Here is a 20797-nt window from a genome sequence, read left to right as displayed (position 1 = left end):
ACGTGTAGGGTGTGTGCGGTACGCACGCAGTTGCTTGATTGACGGTTTGCCATTTCAACTTTTAACTTCGTTGAAGCTAGCCCTTTCAGACGGCCTCCAATGTCGTCTGAAAACGTCAACCTCAACAAAGTTAAAACCTTAAACAACAAACCATTCCTTCTCCAACACCCAAACCACAAACAAAATCCTATGGCGCGTTATCGCAGAAACTTCATTGCCGGCGGCACATTCTTTTTCACCGTCAAACTCGCCGACCCAAAATCTCGCCTGCTTGTCGGACATATCGGCTTCGCGTACAGCCTATATGGATGTGCAAGAACAATATCCCTTTGAAACCGTCACCGTATGCGTACTGCCGAACTACATTCACGCCATTTGGACGCTGCCGCCCGACGATGCGGATTATTCCCTGCGCCGGCGGCTGATTAAAACCAAATTCTCCGCATATTCCCCTCATACTAAAAACTTATCCGCCGGCAAACAGCGGCGGCACGAACGCGGTATTTGGCAACGGCGTTTTTACGAACACACCGTGCGCGACGAAACGGATTTGCAGCGTTGCGCGGACTACATCCATTCCAATCCTATCAAACAAAAAATGTCGCGTGCTAAAACAGAATCCTGCAAAAATATAATCAATTAAAATCAAAATAGGACAGTAGTGCATCGTCAAATCGGACGTAATCAGACAAAACAGTTTGCAGATACCGCTTAATATTCGCCCACACTTTCTCAATCGGGTTGAGCTCAGGTGAATAAGGTGCAAGAGGCAATTTACGGGTTTACTCCTGTTTGACCGATAAATATTCTGACTGCTTCAAAGGGCAAAAAATAATGTGGGTATGTTGAGGCTACCTCTTTTTGAAATGACAAACAAAATGCCGTCTGAAACCCGATTTCCGGTTTCAGACGGCATTTGATGTTCAATCAGTTGTCAAACCTGATTATGCCAAACCTTTTGCTTTCAACACTTCCAGCATCGTCGTGCCCAACTCGGCAGGGCTGCGGGTGTAGGCGATGCCGGCTTTTTCGAAAGCGGCGAATTTTTCCTCGGCAGTACCTTTGCCGCCGGAGATAATCGCACCGGCGTGGCCCATGCGTTTGCCTTTAGGAGCGGTAACACCAGCAATGTAACCTACAACAGGTTTGGTTACGTTGGATTGGATGTATTCGGCTGCTTCTTCTTCCGCAGTACCGCCGATTTCACCGATCATGATGATGGCGTCGGTATCTGGGTCTTCTTGGAAGAGTTTCAGTGCGTCGATTTGGTTCATACCAGGAATCGGGTCGCCGCCGATACCGATACAGGTTGATTGACCCAAGCCCAGTTTAGTGGTTTGTGCGACGGCTTCGTAAGTCAATGTACCGGAACGGGAAATAATACCGATGCGGCCAGGTTGGTGGATATGGCCCGGCATAATACCGATTTTGCACTCACCCGGAGTAATCACACCCGGGCAGTTAGGGCCGACCAAGCGGGTACCGTTGCCGTTGGTTTCCAAGTAACGTTTGGCTTTGAGCATGTCCAAAGTAGGCACGCCTTCGGTAATCACAACAACCAAGCCTACGCCGGAGTCAACTGCTTCAACGATAGAATCCAAAACAAACGGAGCAGGAACGTAAATTACGGATGCGTCAGCGCCGGTTTCTTTAACCGCTTCTTTCATGGTGTTGAATACAGGCAGGTTCAGGTGGGTTTGACCGCCTTTACCCGGGGTAACGCCGCCGACAACTTTAGTGCCGTAAGCCAGAGCTTGTTCGGAGTGGAAAGTACCGTTTTTACCGGTGAAACCTTGAACCAATACTTTGGTGTCTTTATTAATCAATACGCTCATTCTTTTCTCCTTAGGCGTTTACGGCTGCAACAATTTTTTCGGCTGCGTCATTCAGGCCGTCTGCAGAAGTCAGTTTCAGACCTGATTCGTTCAGGATTTTCGCGCCGAGTTCGGCGTTGTTACCTTCCAAACGAACAACGACAGGAACGTTGACGTTGATTTCTTTAACAGCTGCCACGATGGCTTCCGCAATCATGTCGCAACGTACGATACCGCCGAAGATGTTGATCAATACGCCTTTAACGGATTTGTCTTCCAGAATCAGTTTGAACGCTTCAACCACGCGGTCTTTGGTTGCGCCGCCACCGACGTCCAAGAAGTTGGCAGGTTGGCCGCCTTTCAGTTTGATGATGTCCATAGTGGCCATCGCCAAACCGGCACCGTTAACCATACAGCCGATGTTGCCTTCCAGGGCAACATAGTTCAGGTCGAATTCGGAAGCTTTCAGCTCGCGTTCGTTTTCTTGAGATTTGTCGCGCAAAGCGGCAATTTTCGGCAGGCGGTAGAGCGCGTTGCTGTCGATACCGATTTTGCCGTCCACACAGGCCAAGTCGCCGTTTTCACGGACTGCCAATGGGTTTACTTCAAACAGGGCGAAGTCGTTTTCGATAAACGCTTTGTACGCGCCGGTCATCAGTTTGACGAACTCATTGATTTGTTTGTCTTTCAAGCCCAGTTGGAAGGCAACTTCGCGAGCTTGGCAAGGTTGCAGGCCGACCAGCGGATCAACGGTTACTTTGAAGATTTTTTCTGGAGTTTCGGCAGCAACTTTTTCGATTTCCACGCCGCCTTCGGTAGAAGCCATGAATGTAACGCGGCGGGTAGAACGGTCAACCACTGCGCCCAAGTACAGCTCGGTTTGAACCGGATACATGTCTTCGCAAACCAAAACGCTGTTGACAGGTTGGCCGTTGGCATCGGTTTGGTAAGTTACCAAGTTGGTGCCAATCAGGCTTTCAGCCACTTCTTTGGCTTCTTCGCGGCTTTTGACGACTTTTACGCCGCCCGCTTTACCGCGGCCGCCGGCATGTACTTGTGCTTTGACAACAGCGAATTTGCCGCCCAATTTGTCGTAAGCTGCGGCGGCTTCTTCGCCGTTGTGCGCCAAAATACCGCCTTGTACGGGCAAACCGTAGCTAGCCAGCAGTTCTTTAGCCTGATACTCGTGTAGATTCATGGATTTCTCCTTAAGGTGAGTGGGTCTTAAGAATCGCCCTGCGGACAATCCTATATTTTCAGACGGCACTATTGTTTACTGAAAGGCAGCCACATCCGCGCCAACAAATACATGACCGCGCCGCCTCCTCCGAGAATAAAAAAGACAATGCCTTTTTTACGCGAATTCGGGCAGAGCAGGTAAACGGCAAGGCTGAAACTGATAAACAACAATGCCACGCGCCAAACCAATTCTTTATCTTTGAAACGGTTGAGCGTATAAGTTTCGGTCATCATCACATACATCTGCCACAATGCGGCCATACACATGCTGATGATGCCCATCGGTATAAAGAAAATACCGACTATTTCTTTGTTCATAATGAATGTAAATGCTGTTTGTTTGCCTGACGAAATTATAAATCAGAAAACGAAGCTCTCGGAACATTCAATTTGTCGGAGGCCTTAAGGCCGTCTGAAAAATTTCAGACGGCCTTAATGTCTATCAACCGTGCAAAGCGCGTTTGTCGGCCGCCAATGCAGCTTCGTGAACCACTTCGGACAAGGTTGGGTGGGCATGGATAATGCGGGCGATGTCTTCGCTGCTGGCGAAGAATTCGAGCGCAGTCACGCCTTCGGTAACCAATTCGCTGACAACCGGGCCGATCATGTGTACGCCCAAGATACGGTCGGTTTTTGCATCTGCCAATACTTTAACCGTACCTTTGGCTTTGCCCATTGCCAATGCGCGACCGTTTGCACCGAAACCTGAAGTACCTTTTTTGTACTCCACGCCTTCGGCTTTGAGCTGCTCTTCGGTTTTACCCACCCAAGCGATTTCAGGGTCGGTGTAAATCACGAATGGTACGTTGTTGAAGTCGATATGCGGTTTTTGACCGGCAATGCGCTCGGCAACGGCAACGCCTTCGTCGCTGGCTTTGTGTGCCAACATCGGGCCGCGAACCACGTCGCCGATTGCCCATACGTTAGGCAGGTTGGTACGGCATTCGCCATCTACTTTGATAAAGCCGCGCTCGTCTTTTTCCAAGCCTACGGCTTCGGCATTCAGGCCTTTGGTGTTTGGAATACGGCCGATGGCAACAATCAGTTTGTCGAATACTTCGGTTTTGGCTTCGCCGGCAGCAGTTTCGTAAGCAACGGAAACGCCTTTGCCTTCAGATTTAATGTCGCCGATTTTCACGCCCAATTCGATGCTCAAACCTTGCTCTTTAGTGAAGTATTTGAAGGCTTCTTTGGCGATTTGTTGGTCGGCGGCAGCCAGGAAGGTCGGCGCAGCTTCAAGAATGGTAACTTCTGCACCCACGCGGTTCCATACGGAACCCATTTCCAAACCAATCACGCCGGAACCGATCACGCCGAGTTTGGCAGGTACTTCGGTCAGGTTCAATGCGCCTTCGTTGTCCAAAACGTTCACATTGTCGATAGCGACTTGCGACAGCGGACGCGGTACGGAACCGGTGGCTACGATGACGTGTTTGGCTTCGATAACGGTTTTCTCGCCTTTGTTATCGACTTCGATTTGGTAAGCGTCGCCATTTTTGCCGGCAAAGGAAGCCGTACCGAACAGGCTGGTTACTTTGTTTTTTTGGAACAGGAATTTCACGCCGCCGGTCAGTTTGGTCACGATGGCATCTTTGCGCTCAATCATTTTGGCCGCGTCGAATTTTACATCGCCGACAGTGATACCGTGTTCGGCAAAATCGTGTTGCGCAGCGTGGAAATGTTCGCTGGATTGCAACAGGGCTTTGGAAGGGATACAGCCTACGTTCAAGCAAGTACCGCCCAAGGCAGGGGCATTGCCTGCTTTGTTAACGCCTGCATCGACGCAAACGGTTTTGAAACCCAGTTGCGCGGCACGAATGGCGGCAACGTATCCGCCCGGGCCTGCACCAATCACTACTACATCATATTGAGACATCGTGTCATCCTTTGCTTTTACAGTATCTCAAAATAAAAACGATACTTTTGGTTTCTTTTTTATTTTGAATGACTGCGTTTTGATGGTTTTAAGAAAAGGCCGTCTGAAAGTCTATATCTGTCGATTCATTCAAATCAAATATTTCAGACGGCCTCAATCGTTCGTTGAGCCTATTGTAGCACGATACTACATTACGCTACATCTAAATAAAAATTCAGACGACCTTTTCATTAATAAATAAAAGGCCGTCTGAAACGATTACAGATCCAACAACAGGCGGGCCGGGTCTTCCAACGCGTCTTTAATGGCTACCAAGGTCAATACAGCTTCGCGGCCGTCGATGATACGGTGGTCGTAAGACAAAGCCAGATACATCATCGGACGGACAACAACTTGGCCGTTTTCAACCACAGCGCGCTCTTTAGTGGCGTGCATACCCAAAATCGCAGATTGAGGCGGGTTGATGATCGGGGTAGACATCATAGAACCGAAAGTACCGCCGTTGGTAATACTGAATGTACCGCCGGTCAGATCTTCGATAGCAATTTTGCCGTCTTTGGCTTTTTTCGCGTAATCAACAATTGCTTGTTCGATGTCGGCAATGCTCATTTGGTCGGCATCGCGCAAGATAGGCACAACCAAACCGCGTGGGCTGCCAATCGCGATACCGATGTCGAAGTAGCCGTGGTACACGATGTCTTTGCCGTCAACAGAAGCATTCACAACCGGATATTTTTTCAGGGCGGCAACCGCGGCTTTAACGAAGAAGGACATGAAGCCCAGTTTTACGCCGTGTTCTTTCTCGAATTTTTCTTTGTACTTCGCACGCAAGTCCATGATTGGTTTCATGTTGACTTCGTTGAATGTAGTCAGAATGGCGTTTTCTTGTTGAGAAGCCAAGAGGCGTTCTGCAACACGGGCACGCAGGCGGCTCATCGGTACGCGTTCTTCAGGACGTGCGCCGGCAGGAAGTGCAACGGCAGGAACAGCGGCTGCGGCAGGTTTGGCAGCGGCATTTTGTACGTCTTCTTTCAATACGCGACCGTCACGGCCGGAACCTTGCAATGCGTTCACGTCAACACCGGTCTCGGCAGCCAGTTTGGCAGCGGCAGGCATAGCGGCGTTGTTTTGTGCGGCAGCTGGAGCAGCGGCTGGGGCAGCTTCGGCAGGCGCGGCGGCAGGTGCTTCAGCGGCGGCAGTGGCAGCTGTATCGATACGGGCCAAAACTTGGTCGGCAACAACGGTTTCACCGTCTTGCGCGACGATTTCAACCAATACGCCGGCTTGTGGAGAAGGTACTTCCAAAACCACTTTGTCAGTTTCGATATCGATCAGGATTTCGTCACGGGCAACTGCTTCGCCAACTTTTTTCTTCCATTCCAAGAGCGTGCCTTCAGATACGCTTTCAGACAGCATAGGTACTTTTACATCAATAATCATTTTGTGTCTCCAATGGCCCTTTCAGACGGCCTGTTGTGTGTTTTTAATTCTGCATATGGGCATTCCGCCTGAACAATTTCAAACGGAATGCCACTAGGCTTACAACGCCAAAGCGTCTTCAACCAATTGTTTCAATTGAGCAATGTGTTTGCTTGAGTAGCCCACTGCAGGCGATGCGCTGCTTGGACGACCGGCATAAGACAGTTTTTGCTCTTCGCTGATAACACCTTCGATGCGGTGGCGGATTTGGTAGAACGCGCCTTGGTTTTTCGGCTCTTCTTGCGCCCAAACCACAGATTTTGCGTTCGGATATTTCGCCAGTTCAGCTTTAACTTCGTCGTATGGGAACGGATACAGCTGCTCAACGCGGACAATCGCAACATCATCTTCCAGTTTACGCTCGGCACGGCCCGCTTCCAAGTCATAGTAAACCTGACCGGCACACAAGACTACGCGTTTCACGCTGTCGTTGCTTGCGCGTTCGGCAGTATCGCCGATAACCGGACGGAAAGTCGAACCTTCGGTGAAGTTTTCCAGCGGGCTCATTGCACCTTTGAAGCGCAACAGGCGTTTGGACATGAAAATCACCAGCGGTTTGCGGTATGAACCCAAAACTTGGCGTTGCAAGAGGTGGAACATTTGCGACGCTTCAGACGGCATGATGACTTGCATATTGTTCTCAGAACACAGTTGCAACCAACGTTCTACGCGTGCAGAAGAGTGCTCAGGACCTTGACCGTCGTAACCGTGCGGCAGGATAGTAGTCAGACCGCACAAACGACCCCATTTGGTTTCGCCTGAAGACAGGAATTGGTCAATCGTCACTTGCGCGCCGTTGGCGAAGTCACCGAATTGCGCTTCCCAAATGGTCAGCTTGTCAGGAGCGGAGCAGGCAAAGCCGTACTCGAACGCCATCACAGCTTCTTCGTTCAAGATAGAGTCGATAACCAGGAACTCGCCCAAGCCTTCGCCCATGTTGCGCAGAGGAACATAAGTACCGTCGTCCCATTTTTCGCGTTTTTGATCGTGCAGAACGGCATGACGGTGTGAGAATGTACCGCGGCCGGAGTCCTCACCGGAGATACGCACACCATGACCTTTGGTCAGCAGGCTTGCGTATGCCAAGGTTTCGGCCATACCCCAGTCGATGGCTTGTTTGCCGGATGCCATGGCTTTACGCGCTTCAATCACACGTTTTGCAGTCGGATGCAGGGCAAAGCCTTCAGGTACGGCGGTGAATTTCTCGGTAAGACGCTCGATGTCGGCGGCAGGCAAACCGGTTTCGATTTTTTCGCGCCAATCTTTGCCTTGGTATTTGCTCCAGTCGATTTGTGTGCGTTGGAAGTTGCTCAGCGTTGTTTGTTCAACATGTTCGCCTTTGTCCAAAGCATCACGGTAGGCTTGGATGTAACCGTCAGCCTCGGCTTGAGTTACCACGCCTTCGGCAATCAGTTGCTCGGTGTACAAAGCACGCGCACCGGGGTGTTGCGATACTTTTTTGTACATCATCGGTTGGGTCAAGGTCGGATCATCGCCCTCGTTGTGGCCCCATTTACGGTAGCAGACAACGTCGATTACGATGTCTTTATGGAATTTTTTGCGGTAATCCAAAGCGGCTTGAATGGCAAAGCAAACGCGTTCGGGATCATCGCCGTTCACATGGATAACCGGGGCGGAAACCATTTTCGCGATATCGGTACAGTGTACGGTTGAACGGGTATCGCGGATATCGGAAGTGGTAAAGCCGATTTGGTTGTTGATGACGATATGAACCGTACCGCCGGTGGTATAACCGCGCGTTTTAGACAGGTTGAATGTCGCTTGGTTGACTCCCAGACCGATAAATGCGGAGTCGCCGTGAATCAATACCGGCAAGACTTTGTCGCGGCCGTTTTCGCCCAAACGTTTTTGTTTGGCGCGCGCAGAACCTTCCACCACCGGATTGACGATTTCCAAGTGTGACGGGTTGAACGCCAAAGAAACGTGCATCGGACCGTGAGGGGTGGCAATATCGGAGCTGAAGCCCATATGGTATTTCACGTCGCCGCTGGGCAGTTTGATTTCGGCACGACCTTCAAATTCGGCAAACAAATCGCCGGGTTTTTTGCCCAAAATGTTCACTAAAACATTCAGACGGCCACGGTGCGCCATACCGATGATGACTTCTTCCACGCCGTCCTTACCGGCGTTTTGAATCAGGTAGTTCAAACCGGCAATCGCGCTTTCGCCGCCTTCGACACCAAAGCGTTTTTGACCGACATATTTGGTATGCAGATAACGTTCCAAAGTTTCGGCAGCGGTCATCTCTTTCAAGATACGGCGTTTTTGATCGGCATTGTAATGCGGTGTGGACAATACGCTTTCAAAATAGTTGCGTACCCAACGACGCTCTTCGGTATTGGGAATATAGATATATTCCAATGCGATGTGGCCGCAGTAGGTTTGTTTGAGGTTGCTGATGATTTGGGACAAGGGCAGCTTGCCGCGATTGGCAAAATCTCCCTCTCCCATATTGAATTGAAGCGCCATATCGGCATCAGACAGACCGTGGAATTTCGGATCAAGGGCTTCAATGTCGCGCGGGGGGATACGTTTGAGCGGATCGAGCCGTGCCGCACCCACGCCTTGGATACGATAGGCGGAAATCAGCCGTAAAACGCTGACTTGCTTTTTCAGCATTGCCTCATCCGCACCGCCCGCAACGGCTGCGGCAATTTTCTTTTTCGCCAAAGTAACAAATGATTCGCGAATCGGTGTGTGTGCGACATCGACAGCAACCGTTCCCGGCTGTTTGCTCAAATCGGTGAAATACTGCTTCCATTTTTCATCAACCGCATCGGGGTTTTCCAAAAAAGCCTCGTACAATTCCTCAATGTAGGGTGCGTTCGAACCGAACAGGTAAGAGAAATTGAGTTTTTCGTCCATCATGGCGTGCGCTCTTTTCTTTAAAATATAAACAAAGGGTAGAAATCCGCGTCCTGACGGCTGAACTGATGCCGTCTGAAAAGACATTTTATTCTACCCTATTTTAAACCGGATTGCTTGCATTGATTTCATCCGACTACAATCAGACGGATTCGGGAAACAATCCGGTTCTCTGATATTGCCTGTTTGACAATATATTAATGTATGTTACCTCTCGCCTGCCGGCACATAATCGCGACGTTCCGAACCGGTATAAAGCTGGCGGGGACGGCCGATTTTCAGCGAAGGATCGCTAATCATCTCGTGCCAGTGTGAAATCCAGCCCACGCTGCGCGACAGGGCGAAGATGACGGTAAACATTTCGGTCGGGATGCCCAGCGCAGACAGGACGATGCCGGAATAGAAATCGACATTGGGATACAGTTTGCGTTCGATAAAGAACGGGTCTTTCAGCGCAATCTGTTCCAATTCCATCGCCAGTTTGAATTTCGGACTGTCTTCCAGACCCAATTCTTTCAAAACTTCATAGCAGGTTTCGCGCATAATGCTGGCACGCGGATCCATATTGCGGTATACGCGGTGTCCGAAGCCCATCAGGCGGTATTTTCGCTGTTTCACGCCTTCCATATATTCGGCAACATTGGACACATCGCCGATTTCGTCCAGCATTTTCAACACGGCTTCGTTCGCACCGCCGTGCGAAGCACCCCACAGGCAGGCGATACCGGCAGCAATACAGGCAAACGGGTTCGCACCCGAAGACCCTGCTAGACGGACGGTTGACGTTGAGGCGTTTTGCTCGTGGTCGGCATGCAAAATAAAGATGCGGTCGAGCGCGCGTGCCAAAACGGGATTGGGTTTGTAGTCTTCACACGGCGTAGCGAACATCATGTGAAGGAAGTTTTCAGAGTAAGAGAGATTGTTTTTCGGATAATTGAACGGCAAACCGTTAGAATAGCGGTAACACATTGCCGCGATTGTCGGAATTTTGGAAATCAGACGGTAAATTGCAATTTTTCGGTGTTCGGGATTGGTAATATCCAGACTGTCTTGATAGAACGCAGACAGTGCGCCGACCACACCGACCATCATCGCCATCGGATGCGCGTCACGTCGGAAACCCCGGAAGAACCAAGTCAGCTGTTCATGTACCATCGTATGGCGGCTGACGGTATTGTCAAATTCTGCCTTTTGCTCGGGAGTCGGCAGTTCGCCGTAAATCAACAGGTAGCAGACTTCCAAATAATCGGACTTTTCGGCCAGCTGCTCGATGGGGTATCCGCGATAATAAAGCAAGCCTTGATCGCCGTCGATGTAAGTAATTTTAGACTCACAGCTTGCGGTTGAAACAAATCCGGGATCAAATGAAAACAAACCTGTATTTTTTGTCAGCCCCCGAATGTCAACCACATCATGCCCGATGCTGGCTTCCAATACCGGTAGATCCAAGCCTGCCTGACCCGGTACGTTGAGTTTGATTGATTTGGACATATTATCGCTCCTTTGCAAGTTGTAACCCACGTTTCTGCATCCGCAGCACGTTCTTTGCCTTCAGACGGCATTTGCATTTTGAAATCTGCCCGCAGGCAGATTTCGGATGCCTCATACCCGTCTGATTTTTTCAAGCATAGGGATAAGATGCCCTTTGTCCGTTGTCGAATGCCCGTTAATCAAGGCAAGCAATTCTTGATCTTGAAATTCAAGGATTTCGGAAAACTCGGACAGCTCTTTATCGCTCAAATGCTCGAATTCTTTTTCCATAAACCTGCCGAAAATCAAATCTAATTCCAACAATCCCCGGCGGGTTTGAAAACGGATTTTCCGTTTGGCAATATCGTCAAAAACCATCATTTCTTAAACGGCTCGTTTCAACATAATCTCTTTAATCTTACCGATGGCTCGGGTCGGATTCAAGTGTTTAGGACATACGTCTACGCAGTTCATAATGGTGTGGCAACGGAACAGACGATACGGATCGTTCAAATTATCCAAACGTTCGTTGGTAATGGTATCACGGCTGTCTGCGATAAAGCGGTAGGCGTTCAGCAAGCCGGACGGACCGACGAATTTGTCGGGATTCCACCAGAACGACGGGCAGGCGGTCGAACAGCAGGCGCACAAAATACATTCGTACAAGCCGTCTAACTCTTTGCGCTCTTCCTGAGTTTGCAGACGCTCTTTGTCCGCATCAATCGGATTGTCGTTAACGACATAAGGTTTGATGGAATGATATTGTTTGAAGAATTGGGTCATGTCCACAATCAGGTCGCGGATAACAGGCAGACCTGGCAGAGGACGGATTTTGACAGGCTGTTTCAGGCTGCGTAAATCGGTCAGACACGCCAAGCCGTTTTTGCCGTTGATGTTCATACCGTCAGAACCGCAAATACCTTCGCGGCAAGAACGGCGGAAAGACAATGTATCATCTTGTGCTTTCAGGCGCACCAAAGCGTCCAAAAGTTTAACGTCGGTTGGTTCCAATTCCAACTCGTAACGTTGCATATAAGGTTTGGCATCAACGTCCGGGTTGTAACGGTAAATTTCAAAACTCATTTTTTCCATGAGAAGTGTTCCTTTTCTCATAAACTGCCCAATGATTTTGTATTATGAATTCAAGCAGTTCAATGTGGGTATGGTTAGGTTTCAGACGGCCTTTAAGGTAAAGGCCGTCTGAAAACTCATCAATAAACGCGTTTAGCCGGTTTGATGTATTCCACGCTCAAAGGCTTGGTATGTACCGGTTTGTAAGACAAAGTATTGGTATCTGAATGATACAGGGTATGTTTCATCCAGTTTTCGTCATCGCGCTCAGGATGGTCATCTGAAGCGTGTGCGCCACGCGATTCTTTACGCGCTTCGGCGGACACCAAAGTCGCTTTTGCTACTTCAATCAGATTATCCAATTCCAAAGCTTCGATACGCGCAGTATTCCACACTTTGCTCTTGTCTTTGATTTCAGTACGTTTCACGCGCTCGGCAATCTCCATGATTTCTCGAACGCCTTTGCTCAGAATCTCATCGGTACGGAACACACCGGCGTGCAGTTGTACGGAGCGTTGCAGTTCGCGACGCAATGCATCAACGTTTTCACCATCGGTTTGATTGTCCAAACGCTCGATACGTTGGCGGGTCAATTCACCGGCATTAGCAGGCAGAGGTTTCCAGTCGCTTTGCTCTTTGATGAATTTAATCATACTGTCGCCGGCAGCCTTACCGAACACCACCAAGTCCAACAGAGAGTTGGTACCCAAGCGGTTCGCACCGTGTACGGAAGCACATGCGCACTCACCTGCCGCATACAGACCTTTTACAGGCACTTCGTAATCTTCACCTTGCGGAACGACAACTTCGCCGTGGTAATTGGTCGGAATGCCGCCCATCATGTAGTGGGTAGTCGGCACAACAGGAATCGGGTCTTTAATCGGGTCGATACCGGCAAACTGAATGGAAATCTCGCGGATGCCCGGCAGTTTTTCCATAATTTTTTCTGCACCGATATGGTCGATTTTCAGCAATACGTGGTCTTTGTTTTTACCACAACCGCGACCTTCGTAGATTTCCATCGCCATCGCACGGGAAACCACGTCACGGGAAGCCAAATCTTTTACTGTTGGAGCGTAACGTTCCATAAAGCGTTCGCCATCGGCATTCAACAGAATACCGCCCTCACCGCGCACACCCTCGGTAATCAATACACCGGCACCGGCTACACCGGTCGGGTGGAATTGCCAGAATTCCATGTCTTCCAACGGAATACCTGCACGGGCACAAATACCCAAACCGTCACCGGTATTCATATAAGCATTGGTAGAAGAAGCATAAATACGACCGCCACCACCGGTAGCAAACATCACAGCTTTAGCGTGGAAAATATAAACTTCGCCGGTTTCCATTTCCATGGCCGTTACACCGACTACGTCGCCGTTTTCATCACGAATCAAATCTTGCGCCGTCCATTCCACAAAGAATTGTGTATTGGCACGGACGTTTTGTTGGTACAAAGTATGCAACATCGCATGACCGGTACGGTCGGCAACCGCACATGCACGTTCTACCGCGCGTTTACCGTGTTCGGCAGTATGGCCGCCGAAAGGGCGTTGGTAGATTTTGCCACTTTCCACACGGTCGAAAGGCATACCCATGTGCTCCAACTCAATTACTGCTTCAGGTGCTGCGCGACACATAAATTCAATCGCATCTTGGTCGCCCAGCCAGTCGGAACCTTTTACGGTATCGTACATGTGCCAATCCCAACGGTCTTCCTGCACATTACCCAATGAAGCAGAAATACCGCCCTGAGCCGCTACAGTATGAGAACGGGTCGGGAACACTTTAGACAAAACAGCACAATTCAAACCAGATTTAGACAATTGGAGGGCTGCGCGTAAACCTGCACCACCACCGCCAACAATCACGGCATCAAACTTACGAACAGGAAAACTCATATTTACCCCCAAATTACTTTAACTGAATACACCAAGCAGCCTACCAACCAAACGATGGTGGCAACTTGTAAAAACAAACGCACGCCGAAAGGCTTAATGTAGTCCATCCACAAATCACGGATACCTACCCACGCATGCAAAAATACGGCCAAGAAGCTCACTTGGGTAAACACCTTCACCCAAGTTTGATCAAAAAATGCCTGCCATGCCGAATACTCTTTAGGCAACGTAAACAAAACAACCAAAAGAACCACGGTGTACACCAACATGATGACCGCAGTTGCACGTTGCATTGCCCAATCGCGCAAACCGTAATGCGCACCTGTCAATTTACGTTCTACCATAACAACGCTCCCAAAACGACAGTCAGCACCAAAGCTGCGGTAAAGACAAATTTAGCGGTGTTCCGTGCAGTATTCAGCTCAAGGCCTTTGTGCACATCCAAAAATAAAAAGCGGATACCGGCAAGGGAATGGTGCAGATAAGCCCACAATACGCCGATTAAAACCAGCTTGACCAAAGGATGGGAAACAATGGCACGGTAAGTTTCAAATGCAGACTCTTGACTCAGGGTGCCGGACAGGAAATACAGCAGGAAAGGCAGCATAATAAACAGCCCGACCCCGCTGATGCGGTGAAGGATGGAAACTATCCCGGGTATCGGCAGACGGATGTTCGGCAAATCCAGATAAACAGGACGCGGTTTGACAGACATAGTCAATTCCTCTGTAGTTATATATCGACTCAAAAACCGTAAACCCATTGCTACACTGGGTTACATAAACGTTAATTTACCTGTTTTATCCCATTTTGAACAGTGTATTTTAAAAACAAACTGATAGATTTTGACAAACACGCGTGAAAACAGCAGATTAAAAGAAAGATTTTTAGTTTTGCCCCCTTCCCGACACGGTATCAGCATCCGACCTCCAACCCCATCCTCAAAAATAAAATGCCGTCTGAAAAAATTTCAGACGGCATTGTTTTGCCATATCGGTCAGGCTTTCAATTTCGCATCGGCATCACGCAACGCAGTACGCAGACCTTCCTCGATAACAGGATGGTAGAACGGCATATCCAGCATTTGCGGAACGGTCATCTTCATTTGATGCGCCCATGCCAACAGGTGCGCCAAATGTTCGGCGGCAGGGCCTACGATTTCCGCACCAATGAAGCGGCCGGTTGCTTTTTCGGCATACAGGCGCATATGGCCTTTGTTTACCAGCATCACGCGGCTGCGGCCTTGGTTTTTAAACGATACTTCGCCGATGACAAATTCGTCGGGTTGGTATTGCGCGGTAACCTGCGCGTATTTCAAACCGACAAAGCCAATTTGCGGATTGGTAAACACCACGCCGATGGTGCTGCGGCGCAAACCGCCGCCGATATTCGGATAGCGGCCCGCGTTGTCGCCGGCAATCTTGCCTTGATCGGCAGCTTCGTGCAGCAGGGGCAGTTGATTGGATGCGTCGCCCGCAATAAAGATATGCGGAATACTGGTCTGCATGGTCAGCGGATCGGCAACGGGTACGCCGCGCGCATCTTTGTCGATATTGATGTTTTCCAAACCGATATTGTCAACGTTCGGACGGCGGCCTACGGCTGCCAGCATATATTCGGCAACAAATACGCCTTTTTCGCCGTCTTGCTCCCAATAGACTTCTACATTGCCGTCCGCATCGAGTTTGACCTCGGTTTTGGCATCCAGATGCAGTTTCAATTCTTCACCGAACACGGCTTTCGCCTCGTCTGAAACGACAGGGTCGGAAATGCCGCCGATGATGCCGCCCAAGCCGAAAATCTCGACTTTCACGCCCAAACGGTGCAATGCCTGCCCCAGTTCCAAACCGATAACGCCCGGTCCGAACACGGCAACGCTCTTAGGCAGCGTATCCCATGAGAAAACGTCGTCATTGATAATCAAACGGTCGCCCAAAGACTGCCACTGCGGCAGGATAACGGGACGCGAGCCGGTAGCAATCACGAAACTTTTTGCCGTGATTTGGGTATGGTCGTCGATTTGGACGGTATGCTCGTCGATAAATTTAGCCGAACCCATGATGCGTTTGTCAGCAGGCCATTCTTCCACATCGGCAACGACAAAGCCGACAAAACGATCGCGCTCGGATTTAACGCGCTGCATCACTTCTTCGCCATTGACGACGATACTGTCTTTATCCAAATGCACGCCGAACGGGTCGGTATGCAATGCGTGATGGCGCGCCTCGGCGGCGGCAATCAAGAGTTTGGAAGGCATACAGCCCACGCGCGCGCAGGTCGTGCCGAACACATTGTTTTCAATCAGGTAAACATTGTCCGAATGTAAACGGGCATTGCGAAACGCGCCCATACCGGCAGTACCGCCGCCGATTACGACGACATCTGCTTGAATTTTTTTCATAATCTTTGTCCTTCCGTTTTCGTCTGAAACACTGCCGACACGGAATATATCGGCTTCAGACGGCATTTAAATATTTTCCCAATCAAAAACATTATTCAGATAAATAAAAACAAAATTTCGATTGAGTGCAACAATATCCAAATCCTCTTATAAATATAGAGTTATTCGGAGCGGTAGTGTAGAACCGCCCGAATAACTCTATCCGGTATATCAGACAGTTTAATCAAACCGCCTTAAGCAAACAGCTATCAGTTTTTAGCCAAGTAAGCTTCCAAATCTTCGCTGCCGCCGATGTATTTACCGCCGATGAAGACTTGCGGGGCAGTCATCTTGCCGGTAATGGCGCGAACGGAAGTAACGGTTGCATCTTTGCCCAATACGATTTCTTCGTAAGACAAACCTTTGTCTTGCAGGGCTTGTTTGGCTTTAGCACAGAATTGGCAGCCGGGTTTGGTAAAGATGGCAACAGACTCTTGAGCCTTCCAATTGGGAGCAACGAATTTCAGCATAGTATCTGCATCGGATACTTTGAACGGATCTCCTGGTTCTTCCGGCTCGATGAACATTTTTTCAACCACGCCGTCGTTAACCAGCATGGAGTAACGCCAAGAACGTTTGCCGAAGCCCAAGTCTTCTTTACCGACCAACATGCCCATGCCTTCGGTGAATTCGCCGTTGCCGTCAGGAATCATGTAGATGTTGTCGGATTCTTCTTCGGCCGCCCAAGCGTTCATTACGAAAGTATCGTTTACAGATACGCAGTAGATTGCGTCAACGCCGTTTTCTTTGAACGCGCCAAACAATTCGTTGTAACGCGGCAGGTGTGAAGAAGAACAAGTCGGGGTAAATGCACCAGGCAGGGAGAATACGACTACTTTTTTGCCTTTGAACAAATCATCGGTAGACACATCTTTCCAAGTGTCGCCAACGCGGGTGCGGAATACTACGGAAGGTACTTTTTGACCGGTACGATCTTGCAAAGCCATTTTGAGCTCCTTAATAGATAGGTTTAAGAAATGATTGTGAATCGCTGGGCATTCTACCCCGAATAAGTCGATTTGTATAATTTATAGTTCAAATAATATTAATTATTCAAAACTATTAATCACCAACCTCGACCAACTTTTACAGTATATAAAGCCATGCCTAAAAAAAACAAGTCTTATTTGAGAAAAATTCTTAGAAACTCCCCTACGCTCATTTGAAAACAGAAATGCCGTCTGAAAAGTATTCAGACGGCATCCGATCACGTTATCCCTGCTTATTTAGCCAGTTCGGCACGCAGTTTGTGGGTTACGTTCATCATCACTTGGAGTTGTTCCAGAGTTTCTTTCCAACCGCGTGTTTTCAGGCCGCAGTCTGGGTTAACCCACAGACGTTCAACCGGTACAACCTCGATGGCTTTGCGCAACAGGTGCTCAACTTCAGCTTCAGTCGGTACGCGAGGGCTGTGGATGTCGTAAACACCTGGACCGATATCGTTCGGGTATTTGAACTCGCCGAATGCAGTTAAGAGCTCCATATCGGAACGTGAAGTTTCGATGGTGATGACGTCCGCATCCATTGCAGCAATCGCAGGCAGGATGTCGTTGAACTCAGAGTAGCACATATGGGTGTGGATTTGTGTGCTGTCTTCGCAACCAGTAGAGGACAGGCGGAAAGATTCGCCGGCCCAGTTCAGGTAGGCATCCCAATCGGCACGTTTCAAAGGCAGACCTTCGCGGATGGCAGGTTCGTCAATTTGGATGACTTTAATGCCGGCTTTTTCCAGATCCAATACTTCGTCGTTCAGAGCCAGTGCGATTTGTTTGCACACGGTAGAGCGAGGAATATCGTTGCGGACGAAAGACCATTGCAGGATGGTTACAGGGCCGGTCAACATACCTTTCATCGGGCGTTTGGTCAGGCTTTGTGCGTAAGTAGACCAAGCCACGGTCATGGCTTCAGGACGGCTTACGTCACCGAAGATAATCGGTGGTTTCACGCAGCGTGAGCCGTAGCTTTGTACCCAGCCGTATTGGGTGAATGCAAAACCGCTCAACAATTCGCCGAAGTATTCGACCATGTCGTTACGCTCGGCTTCGCCGTGTACCAGTACGTCCAAGTCCAGTTTTTCTTGCTCTTCAACCACCAAGGCGATTTCTTTTTTCATCGCGGCTTCGTAATCAGCGGCAGACAGTTCGCCTTTTTTGAAGGCTGCGCGTGCTTGGCGGATTTCGGTAGTTTGCGGGAAAGAACCGATGTTGGTAGTCGGCAGCAGGGGCAGGTTCAACCATGCTTGTTGCGCTTTGATACGGTCGGCAAATGGAGATTTGCGTTGGTCTGCGTTGGCAGGCAAATCGGCCAGGCGTTTGGCAACGTCTGCACGATGGATTTCGCTGCTGTTGGCACGGGAGTCGGCGGCAGCTTGGCTGGCGGCCAGTTCTTCGGCAACAGAATCACGGCCTTCGTTCAATGCGGCTTTCAGAACGCGCAATTCTTGGGTTTTTTGCAGGGTGAATGCCAACCAAGAGTACAGGTCGGGTTTGTTGGCTTTCAGTTTTTCTTCAACTGACAAGTCAAACGGAGTGTGCAGCAGCGAGCAAGAGCTGGAAATCCACAAACGGTCGCCCAGTTTGGCTTGCAGCGGCTCAACGGTTTCCAAAACTTTGTTCAGGTTGGCGCGCCAAATGTTGCGGCCGTCGATAACACCGGCAGACAGAACTTTGTCGTAATCGGCAAATGCGTCCAGTTGCTCAGGAGCGCGTACCAAGTCGATGTGCAGACCGTCAACAGGCAGGGCTTTCAGCAATGCGGCGTGTTCGGCAACGGAACCGAAGTAAGTGCTCAACAGGATTTTGGCGTTGACTTTGCTCAAAGTAGCGTAAACGTCTTTGTAGGCTTCCACCCATTCTTTAGGCAGATCGACAGCCAAAGCAGGCTCGTCGATTTGAATCCATTCGGCACCGGCTTCAACCAAAGCAGTCAGGATTTCAACGTAAACAGGCAACAGTTTGGGCAACAGGCTCAGACGGTCAAATTCAACAGCGCCTTTTTCTTTACCGACCCACAGGAAAGTCAACGGACCGACGATGGTCGGTTTGGCTTTCAAGTCCAAAGCTTGGGCTTCTTGCAGTTGTTGAACGTAGTGTTTGGCGTTGGCTTTGAATTCGGTATCGGCGTGGAATTCAGGCACCAGGTAGTGGTAGTTGGTGTCGAACCATTTGGTCATTTCGATAGCAAATTGGTCTTTGTTACCACGCGCCAGTTGGAAGAATTGTTCCAAAGATAGGTTTTGGCTGTCGAAGCCGAAGCGGGCAGGGATGGCACCGGTAGCAACTTGCAGGTCGAGGATGTGATCGTAGAAAGTGAAATCTCCTACAGCAACGTAATCAGCGTTGGCAGCAGCTTGGTGTTTCCAGTTTTTCTCGCGCAAGTCTTTAGCAACAGCCAGCAATTCTTGCTCGCTGATTTCTTTGCGCCAGTATTTTTCTTGGGCGAATTTCAATTCGCGGAAGGCACCGACACGCGGGAAGCCTGAGAAATGTAATGTTGTCATATAAACTCTCCAGTTGGATTTTGTAAGGACCGGTTCAATCCGAATCGGCCGGTATTGTAAATCAGAATGGCTCGGATAGGGCGGCGTTTTGCTTTTCAGACGGCCTTGGATGCCGTCTGAAGCCGTTTTCGGCTTTAAGGGCGCACGCCCAAAATATGGCAGATGGCGTAAGTCAGCTCGCTGCGGTTAAGCGTGTAAAAGTGGAAATCTTTCACGCCTTCGCGGGACAGGACTTTGACCATATCGATGGCGATACTTGCCGCAACCAGATTGCGCGTACCTTGGTCATCGTCCAAACCTTCATACATTTGCGACAGCCAGCTTGGGATTTTGACGTTGGTAACCTGCGCCATTTTGCCCAGTTGTTTGAAATTGGTAACGGGCAGGATGCCGGGGACGATTTCCACATCGATGCCCAACATCACGCAGCGGTCGCGGAAGCGCAGGTAGCGTTCCACATCAAAGAAAAATTGGGTGATGACGTGGTTCGCGCCCGCATCGATTTTGCGCTTCAAATTGATCAGGTCGGCTTGTGCGGATTTCGCTTCGGGATGCACTTCGGGGTATGCTGCTACAGAGATGTCGAAGTCGGCGACGGAGCGCAGGAGTTTGACCAAGTCTTCGGCATAAAACGGTTTTTTCTCGTAACCGGGCGGCTCGTCGCCGCGCAGGGCGACAATGCGGCGGATGCCGCTGTTCCAATAGTCTTTGGCGATTTGGCGCAATTCGTCGGGGGATGCGTCGATGCCGGTCAGGTGCGGCGCGGCTTCCAAGCCGGTTTCCTGTTTGATGCGTTTGACGATGCCGTGCGTGCGGTCGCGTTCGCCGGAATTTGCACCGTAGGTTACGGATACGAACTTGGGATGCAGGGTTTGCAGACGGTGGATGGAATCCCACAGCATCGTTTCCATTTGTTCGTTTTTCGGCGGGAAAAATTCAAACGAAACATTGATGTCGCCTTTCAAATCGGAAAGGCTGTTATTTAACGCATTGATTTCTTTTGCGTAATTCATATCTGCATACCTTCATTATCTTTTATATGATATTTCAGGCGGTATGATAAGGTTGCACCGAATATGAGTCAATTTCAAAATTTTCAGATTTATCATGAAAATTTCT

General features: G+C 49.7%; 18 protein-coding genes and 1 pseudogene. 2 read left to right on the top strand and 17 right to left on the bottom strand.

The genetic code is table 11. The annotated features are described in order from the left end of the window. The first annotated feature begins 99 nt into the window (after window positions 1–99). Complete coding sequence (locus Q3O12_RS06785) at window positions 100–333, top strand: hypothetical protein (protein WP_301669810.1); 234 nt, start codon at window positions 100–102, stop codon at window positions 331–333. After that, a complete protein-coding gene (locus tag Q3O12_RS06780; RefSeq protein ID WP_301669809.1) occupies window positions 305–643 on the top strand; it encodes an REP-associated tyrosine transposase in 339 nt (112 codons plus the stop codon). The genes Q3O12_RS06785 and Q3O12_RS06780 overlap by 29 nt, the downstream gene beginning before the upstream one ends. On the opposite strand, the pseudogene Q3O12_RS06775 reads toward Q3O12_RS06780, so the two are convergent. From Q3O12_RS06775 to metF, 17 genes and pseudogenes are all read right to left on the bottom strand, one after another. Next, a pseudogene (locus Q3O12_RS06775) lies at window positions 636–773 on the bottom strand (IS630 family transposase); the annotation flags it as partial. The gene Q3O12_RS06780 and the pseudogene Q3O12_RS06775 sit on opposite strands and share 8 nt — an antisense overlap. Window positions 774–944: 171 nt before the next feature. Then, the gene (gene sucD, locus Q3O12_RS06770; protein WP_003678822.1) at window positions 945–1835 is read right to left on the bottom strand and encodes a succinate--CoA ligase subunit alpha; all 891 of its coding nucleotides are present in this window, start codon (window positions 1833–1835) and stop codon (window positions 945–947) included. 10 nt (window positions 1836–1845) lie between these two features. Further along, a complete protein-coding gene (gene sucC / locus Q3O12_RS06765; protein WP_049330956.1) occupies window positions 1846–3012 on the bottom strand; it encodes an ADP-forming succinate--CoA ligase subunit beta in 1167 nt (388 codons plus the stop codon). A 68-nt stretch (window positions 3013–3080) separates the two neighbouring features. Beyond that, window positions 3081–3371, bottom strand: a complete 291-nt coding sequence (locus Q3O12_RS06760; protein ID WP_301669808.1) for a hypothetical protein — start codon at window positions 3369–3371, stop codon at window positions 3081–3083. 124 nt (window positions 3372–3495) lie between these two features. Next, window positions 3496–4929: a dihydrolipoyl dehydrogenase gene (gene lpdA, locus Q3O12_RS06755; protein WP_301669807.1), complete on the bottom strand. Its 1434-nt coding sequence runs from the start codon at window positions 4927–4929 to the stop codon at window positions 3496–3498. Between the two features lie 258 nt (window positions 4930–5187). Next, window positions 5188–6369 carry a 2-oxoglutarate dehydrogenase complex dihydrolipoyllysine-residue succinyltransferase gene (gene odhB / locus Q3O12_RS06750; RefSeq protein ID WP_188213790.1) on the bottom strand — a complete coding sequence of 394 codons (1182 nt, stop codon included), beginning with the start codon at window positions 6367–6369 and terminating at the stop codon, window positions 5188–5190. A gap of 99 nt (window positions 6370–6468) precedes the next feature. Continuing rightward, window positions 6469–9297, bottom strand: a complete 2829-nt coding sequence (locus Q3O12_RS06745) for a 2-oxoglutarate dehydrogenase E1 component (protein WP_301669806.1) — start codon at window positions 9295–9297, stop codon at window positions 6469–6471. Between the two features lie 204 nt (window positions 9298–9501). Next, window positions 9502–10785, bottom strand: coding sequence for a citrate synthase (gltA, locus tag Q3O12_RS06740; RefSeq protein WP_301667776.1), 1284 nt, complete (start codon window positions 10783–10785; stop codon window positions 9502–9504). Window positions 10786–10896: 111 nt separating this feature from the next. Further along, complete coding sequence (locus Q3O12_RS06735; protein ID WP_301669805.1) at window positions 10897–11145, bottom strand: FAD assembly factor SdhE; 249 nt, start codon at window positions 11143–11145, stop codon at window positions 10897–10899. 3 nt (window positions 11146–11148) lie between these two features. Further along, window positions 11149–11856, bottom strand: coding sequence for a succinate dehydrogenase iron-sulfur subunit (locus Q3O12_RS06730; RefSeq protein ID WP_003678833.1), 708 nt, complete (start codon window positions 11854–11856; stop codon window positions 11149–11151). Between the two features lie 119 nt (window positions 11857–11975). Then, window positions 11976–13739, bottom strand: a complete 1764-nt coding sequence (gene sdhA, locus Q3O12_RS06725) for a succinate dehydrogenase flavoprotein subunit (protein WP_101755267.1) — start codon at window positions 13737–13739, stop codon at window positions 11976–11978. A 2-nt stretch (window positions 13740–13741) separates the two neighbouring features. Beyond that, window positions 13742–14083 carry a succinate dehydrogenase, hydrophobic membrane anchor protein gene (sdhD, locus tag Q3O12_RS06720; protein WP_004519264.1) on the bottom strand — a complete coding sequence of 114 codons (342 nt, stop codon included), beginning with the start codon at window positions 14081–14083 and terminating at the stop codon, window positions 13742–13744. Continuing rightward, window positions 14077–14454 carry a succinate dehydrogenase, cytochrome b556 subunit gene (gene sdhC / locus Q3O12_RS06715; RefSeq protein WP_301669804.1) on the bottom strand — a complete coding sequence of 126 codons (378 nt, stop codon included), beginning with the start codon at window positions 14452–14454 and terminating at the stop codon, window positions 14077–14079. Before sdhC ends, sdhD begins: the two co-directional genes overlap by 7 nt. Before the next feature lie 282 nt (window positions 14455–14736). Then, complete coding sequence (locus tag Q3O12_RS06710; RefSeq protein ID WP_014581113.1) at window positions 14737–16140, bottom strand: dihydrolipoyl dehydrogenase; 1404 nt, start codon at window positions 16138–16140, stop codon at window positions 14737–14739. Between the two features lie 248 nt (window positions 16141–16388). Beyond that, window positions 16389–17126 (bottom strand): redoxin family protein, encoded by a 738-nt coding sequence (locus tag Q3O12_RS06705; protein WP_014582415.1) that lies wholly within the window; start codon window positions 17124–17126, stop codon window positions 16389–16391. A 275-nt stretch (window positions 17127–17401) separates the two neighbouring features. Then, entirely contained in the window at window positions 17402–19678 is a 2277-nt protein-coding gene (gene metE / locus Q3O12_RS06700; protein ID WP_301669803.1) for a 5-methyltetrahydropteroyltriglutamate--homocysteine S-methyltransferase, read from the bottom strand. 134 nt (window positions 19679–19812) lie between these two features. Further along, window positions 19813–20691 (bottom strand): methylenetetrahydrofolate reductase, encoded by an 879-nt coding sequence (gene metF / locus Q3O12_RS06695; RefSeq protein WP_003753395.1) that lies wholly within the window; start codon window positions 20689–20691, stop codon window positions 19813–19815. Window positions 20692–20797 lie beyond the last annotated feature (106 nt).

Origin of the sequence: Neisseria benedictiae, from assembly GCF_958267435.1 — a bacterium.
Lineage (GTDB): Bacteria > Pseudomonadota > Gammaproteobacteria > Burkholderiales > Neisseriaceae > Neisseria > Neisseria bergeri.
Note: the sequence above shows the minus strand (reverse complement) of the source record. Positions and strands in the feature narration are given on the sequence as shown.

Coding starts and splice junctions, on each gene's coding strand:
- Q3O12_RS06785 (WP_301669810.1), top strand. CDS start 100: ATGTCGTCTGAAAACGTCAACCTCAACAAAGTTAAAACCTTAAACAAC.
- Q3O12_RS06780 (WP_301669809.1), top strand. CDS start 305: ATGGATGTGCAAGAACAATATCCCTTTGAAACCGTCACCGTATGCGTA.
- sucD (WP_003678822.1), bottom strand. CDS start 1,835: ATGAGCGTATTGATTAATAAAGACACCAAAGTATTGGTTCAAGGTTTC.
- sucC (WP_049330956.1), bottom strand. CDS start 3,012: ATGAATCTACACGAGTATCAGGCTAAAGAACTGCTGGCTAGCTACGGT.
- Q3O12_RS06760 (WP_301669808.1), bottom strand. CDS start 3,371: ATGAACAAAGAAATAGTCGGTATTTTCTTTATACCGATGGGCATCATC.
- lpdA (WP_301669807.1), bottom strand. CDS start 4,929: ATGTCTCAATATGATGTAGTAGTGATTGGTGCAGGCCCGGGCGGATAC.
- odhB (WP_188213790.1), bottom strand. CDS start 6,369: ATGATTATTGATGTAAAAGTACCTATGCTGTCTGAAAGCGTATCTGAA.
- Q3O12_RS06745 (WP_301669806.1), bottom strand. CDS start 9,297: ATGATGGACGAAAAACTCAATTTCTCTTACCTGTTCGGTTCGAACGCA.
- gltA (WP_301667776.1), bottom strand. CDS start 10,785: ATGTCCAAATCAATCAAACTCAACGTACCGGGTCAGGCAGGCTTGGAT.
- Q3O12_RS06735 (WP_301669805.1), bottom strand. CDS start 11,145: ATGATGGTTTTTGACGATATTGCCAAACGGAAAATCCGTTTTCAAACC.
- Q3O12_RS06730 (WP_003678833.1), bottom strand. CDS start 11,856: ATGGAAAAAATGAGTTTTGAAATTTACCGTTACAACCCGGACGTTGAT.
- sdhA (WP_101755267.1), bottom strand. CDS start 13,739: ATGAGTTTTCCTGTTCGTAAGTTTGATGCCGTGATTGTTGGCGGTGGT.
- sdhD (WP_004519264.1), bottom strand. CDS start 14,083: ATGGTAGAACGTAAATTGACAGGTGCGCATTACGGTTTGCGCGATTGG.
- sdhC (WP_301669804.1), bottom strand. CDS start 14,454: ATGTCTGTCAAACCGCGTCCTGTTTATCTGGATTTGCCGAACATCCGT.
- Q3O12_RS06710 (WP_014581113.1), bottom strand. CDS start 16,140: ATGAAAAAAATTCAAGCAGATGTCGTCGTAATCGGCGGCGGTACTGCC.
- Q3O12_RS06705 (WP_014582415.1), bottom strand. CDS start 17,126: ATGGCTTTGCAAGATCGTACCGGTCAAAAAGTACCTTCCGTAGTATTC.
- metE (WP_301669803.1), bottom strand. CDS start 19,678: ATGACAACATTACATTTCTCAGGCTTCCCGCGTGTCGGTGCCTTCCGC.
- metF (WP_003753395.1), bottom strand. CDS start 20,691: ATGAATTACGCAAAAGAAATCAATGCGTTAAATAACAGCCTTTCCGAT.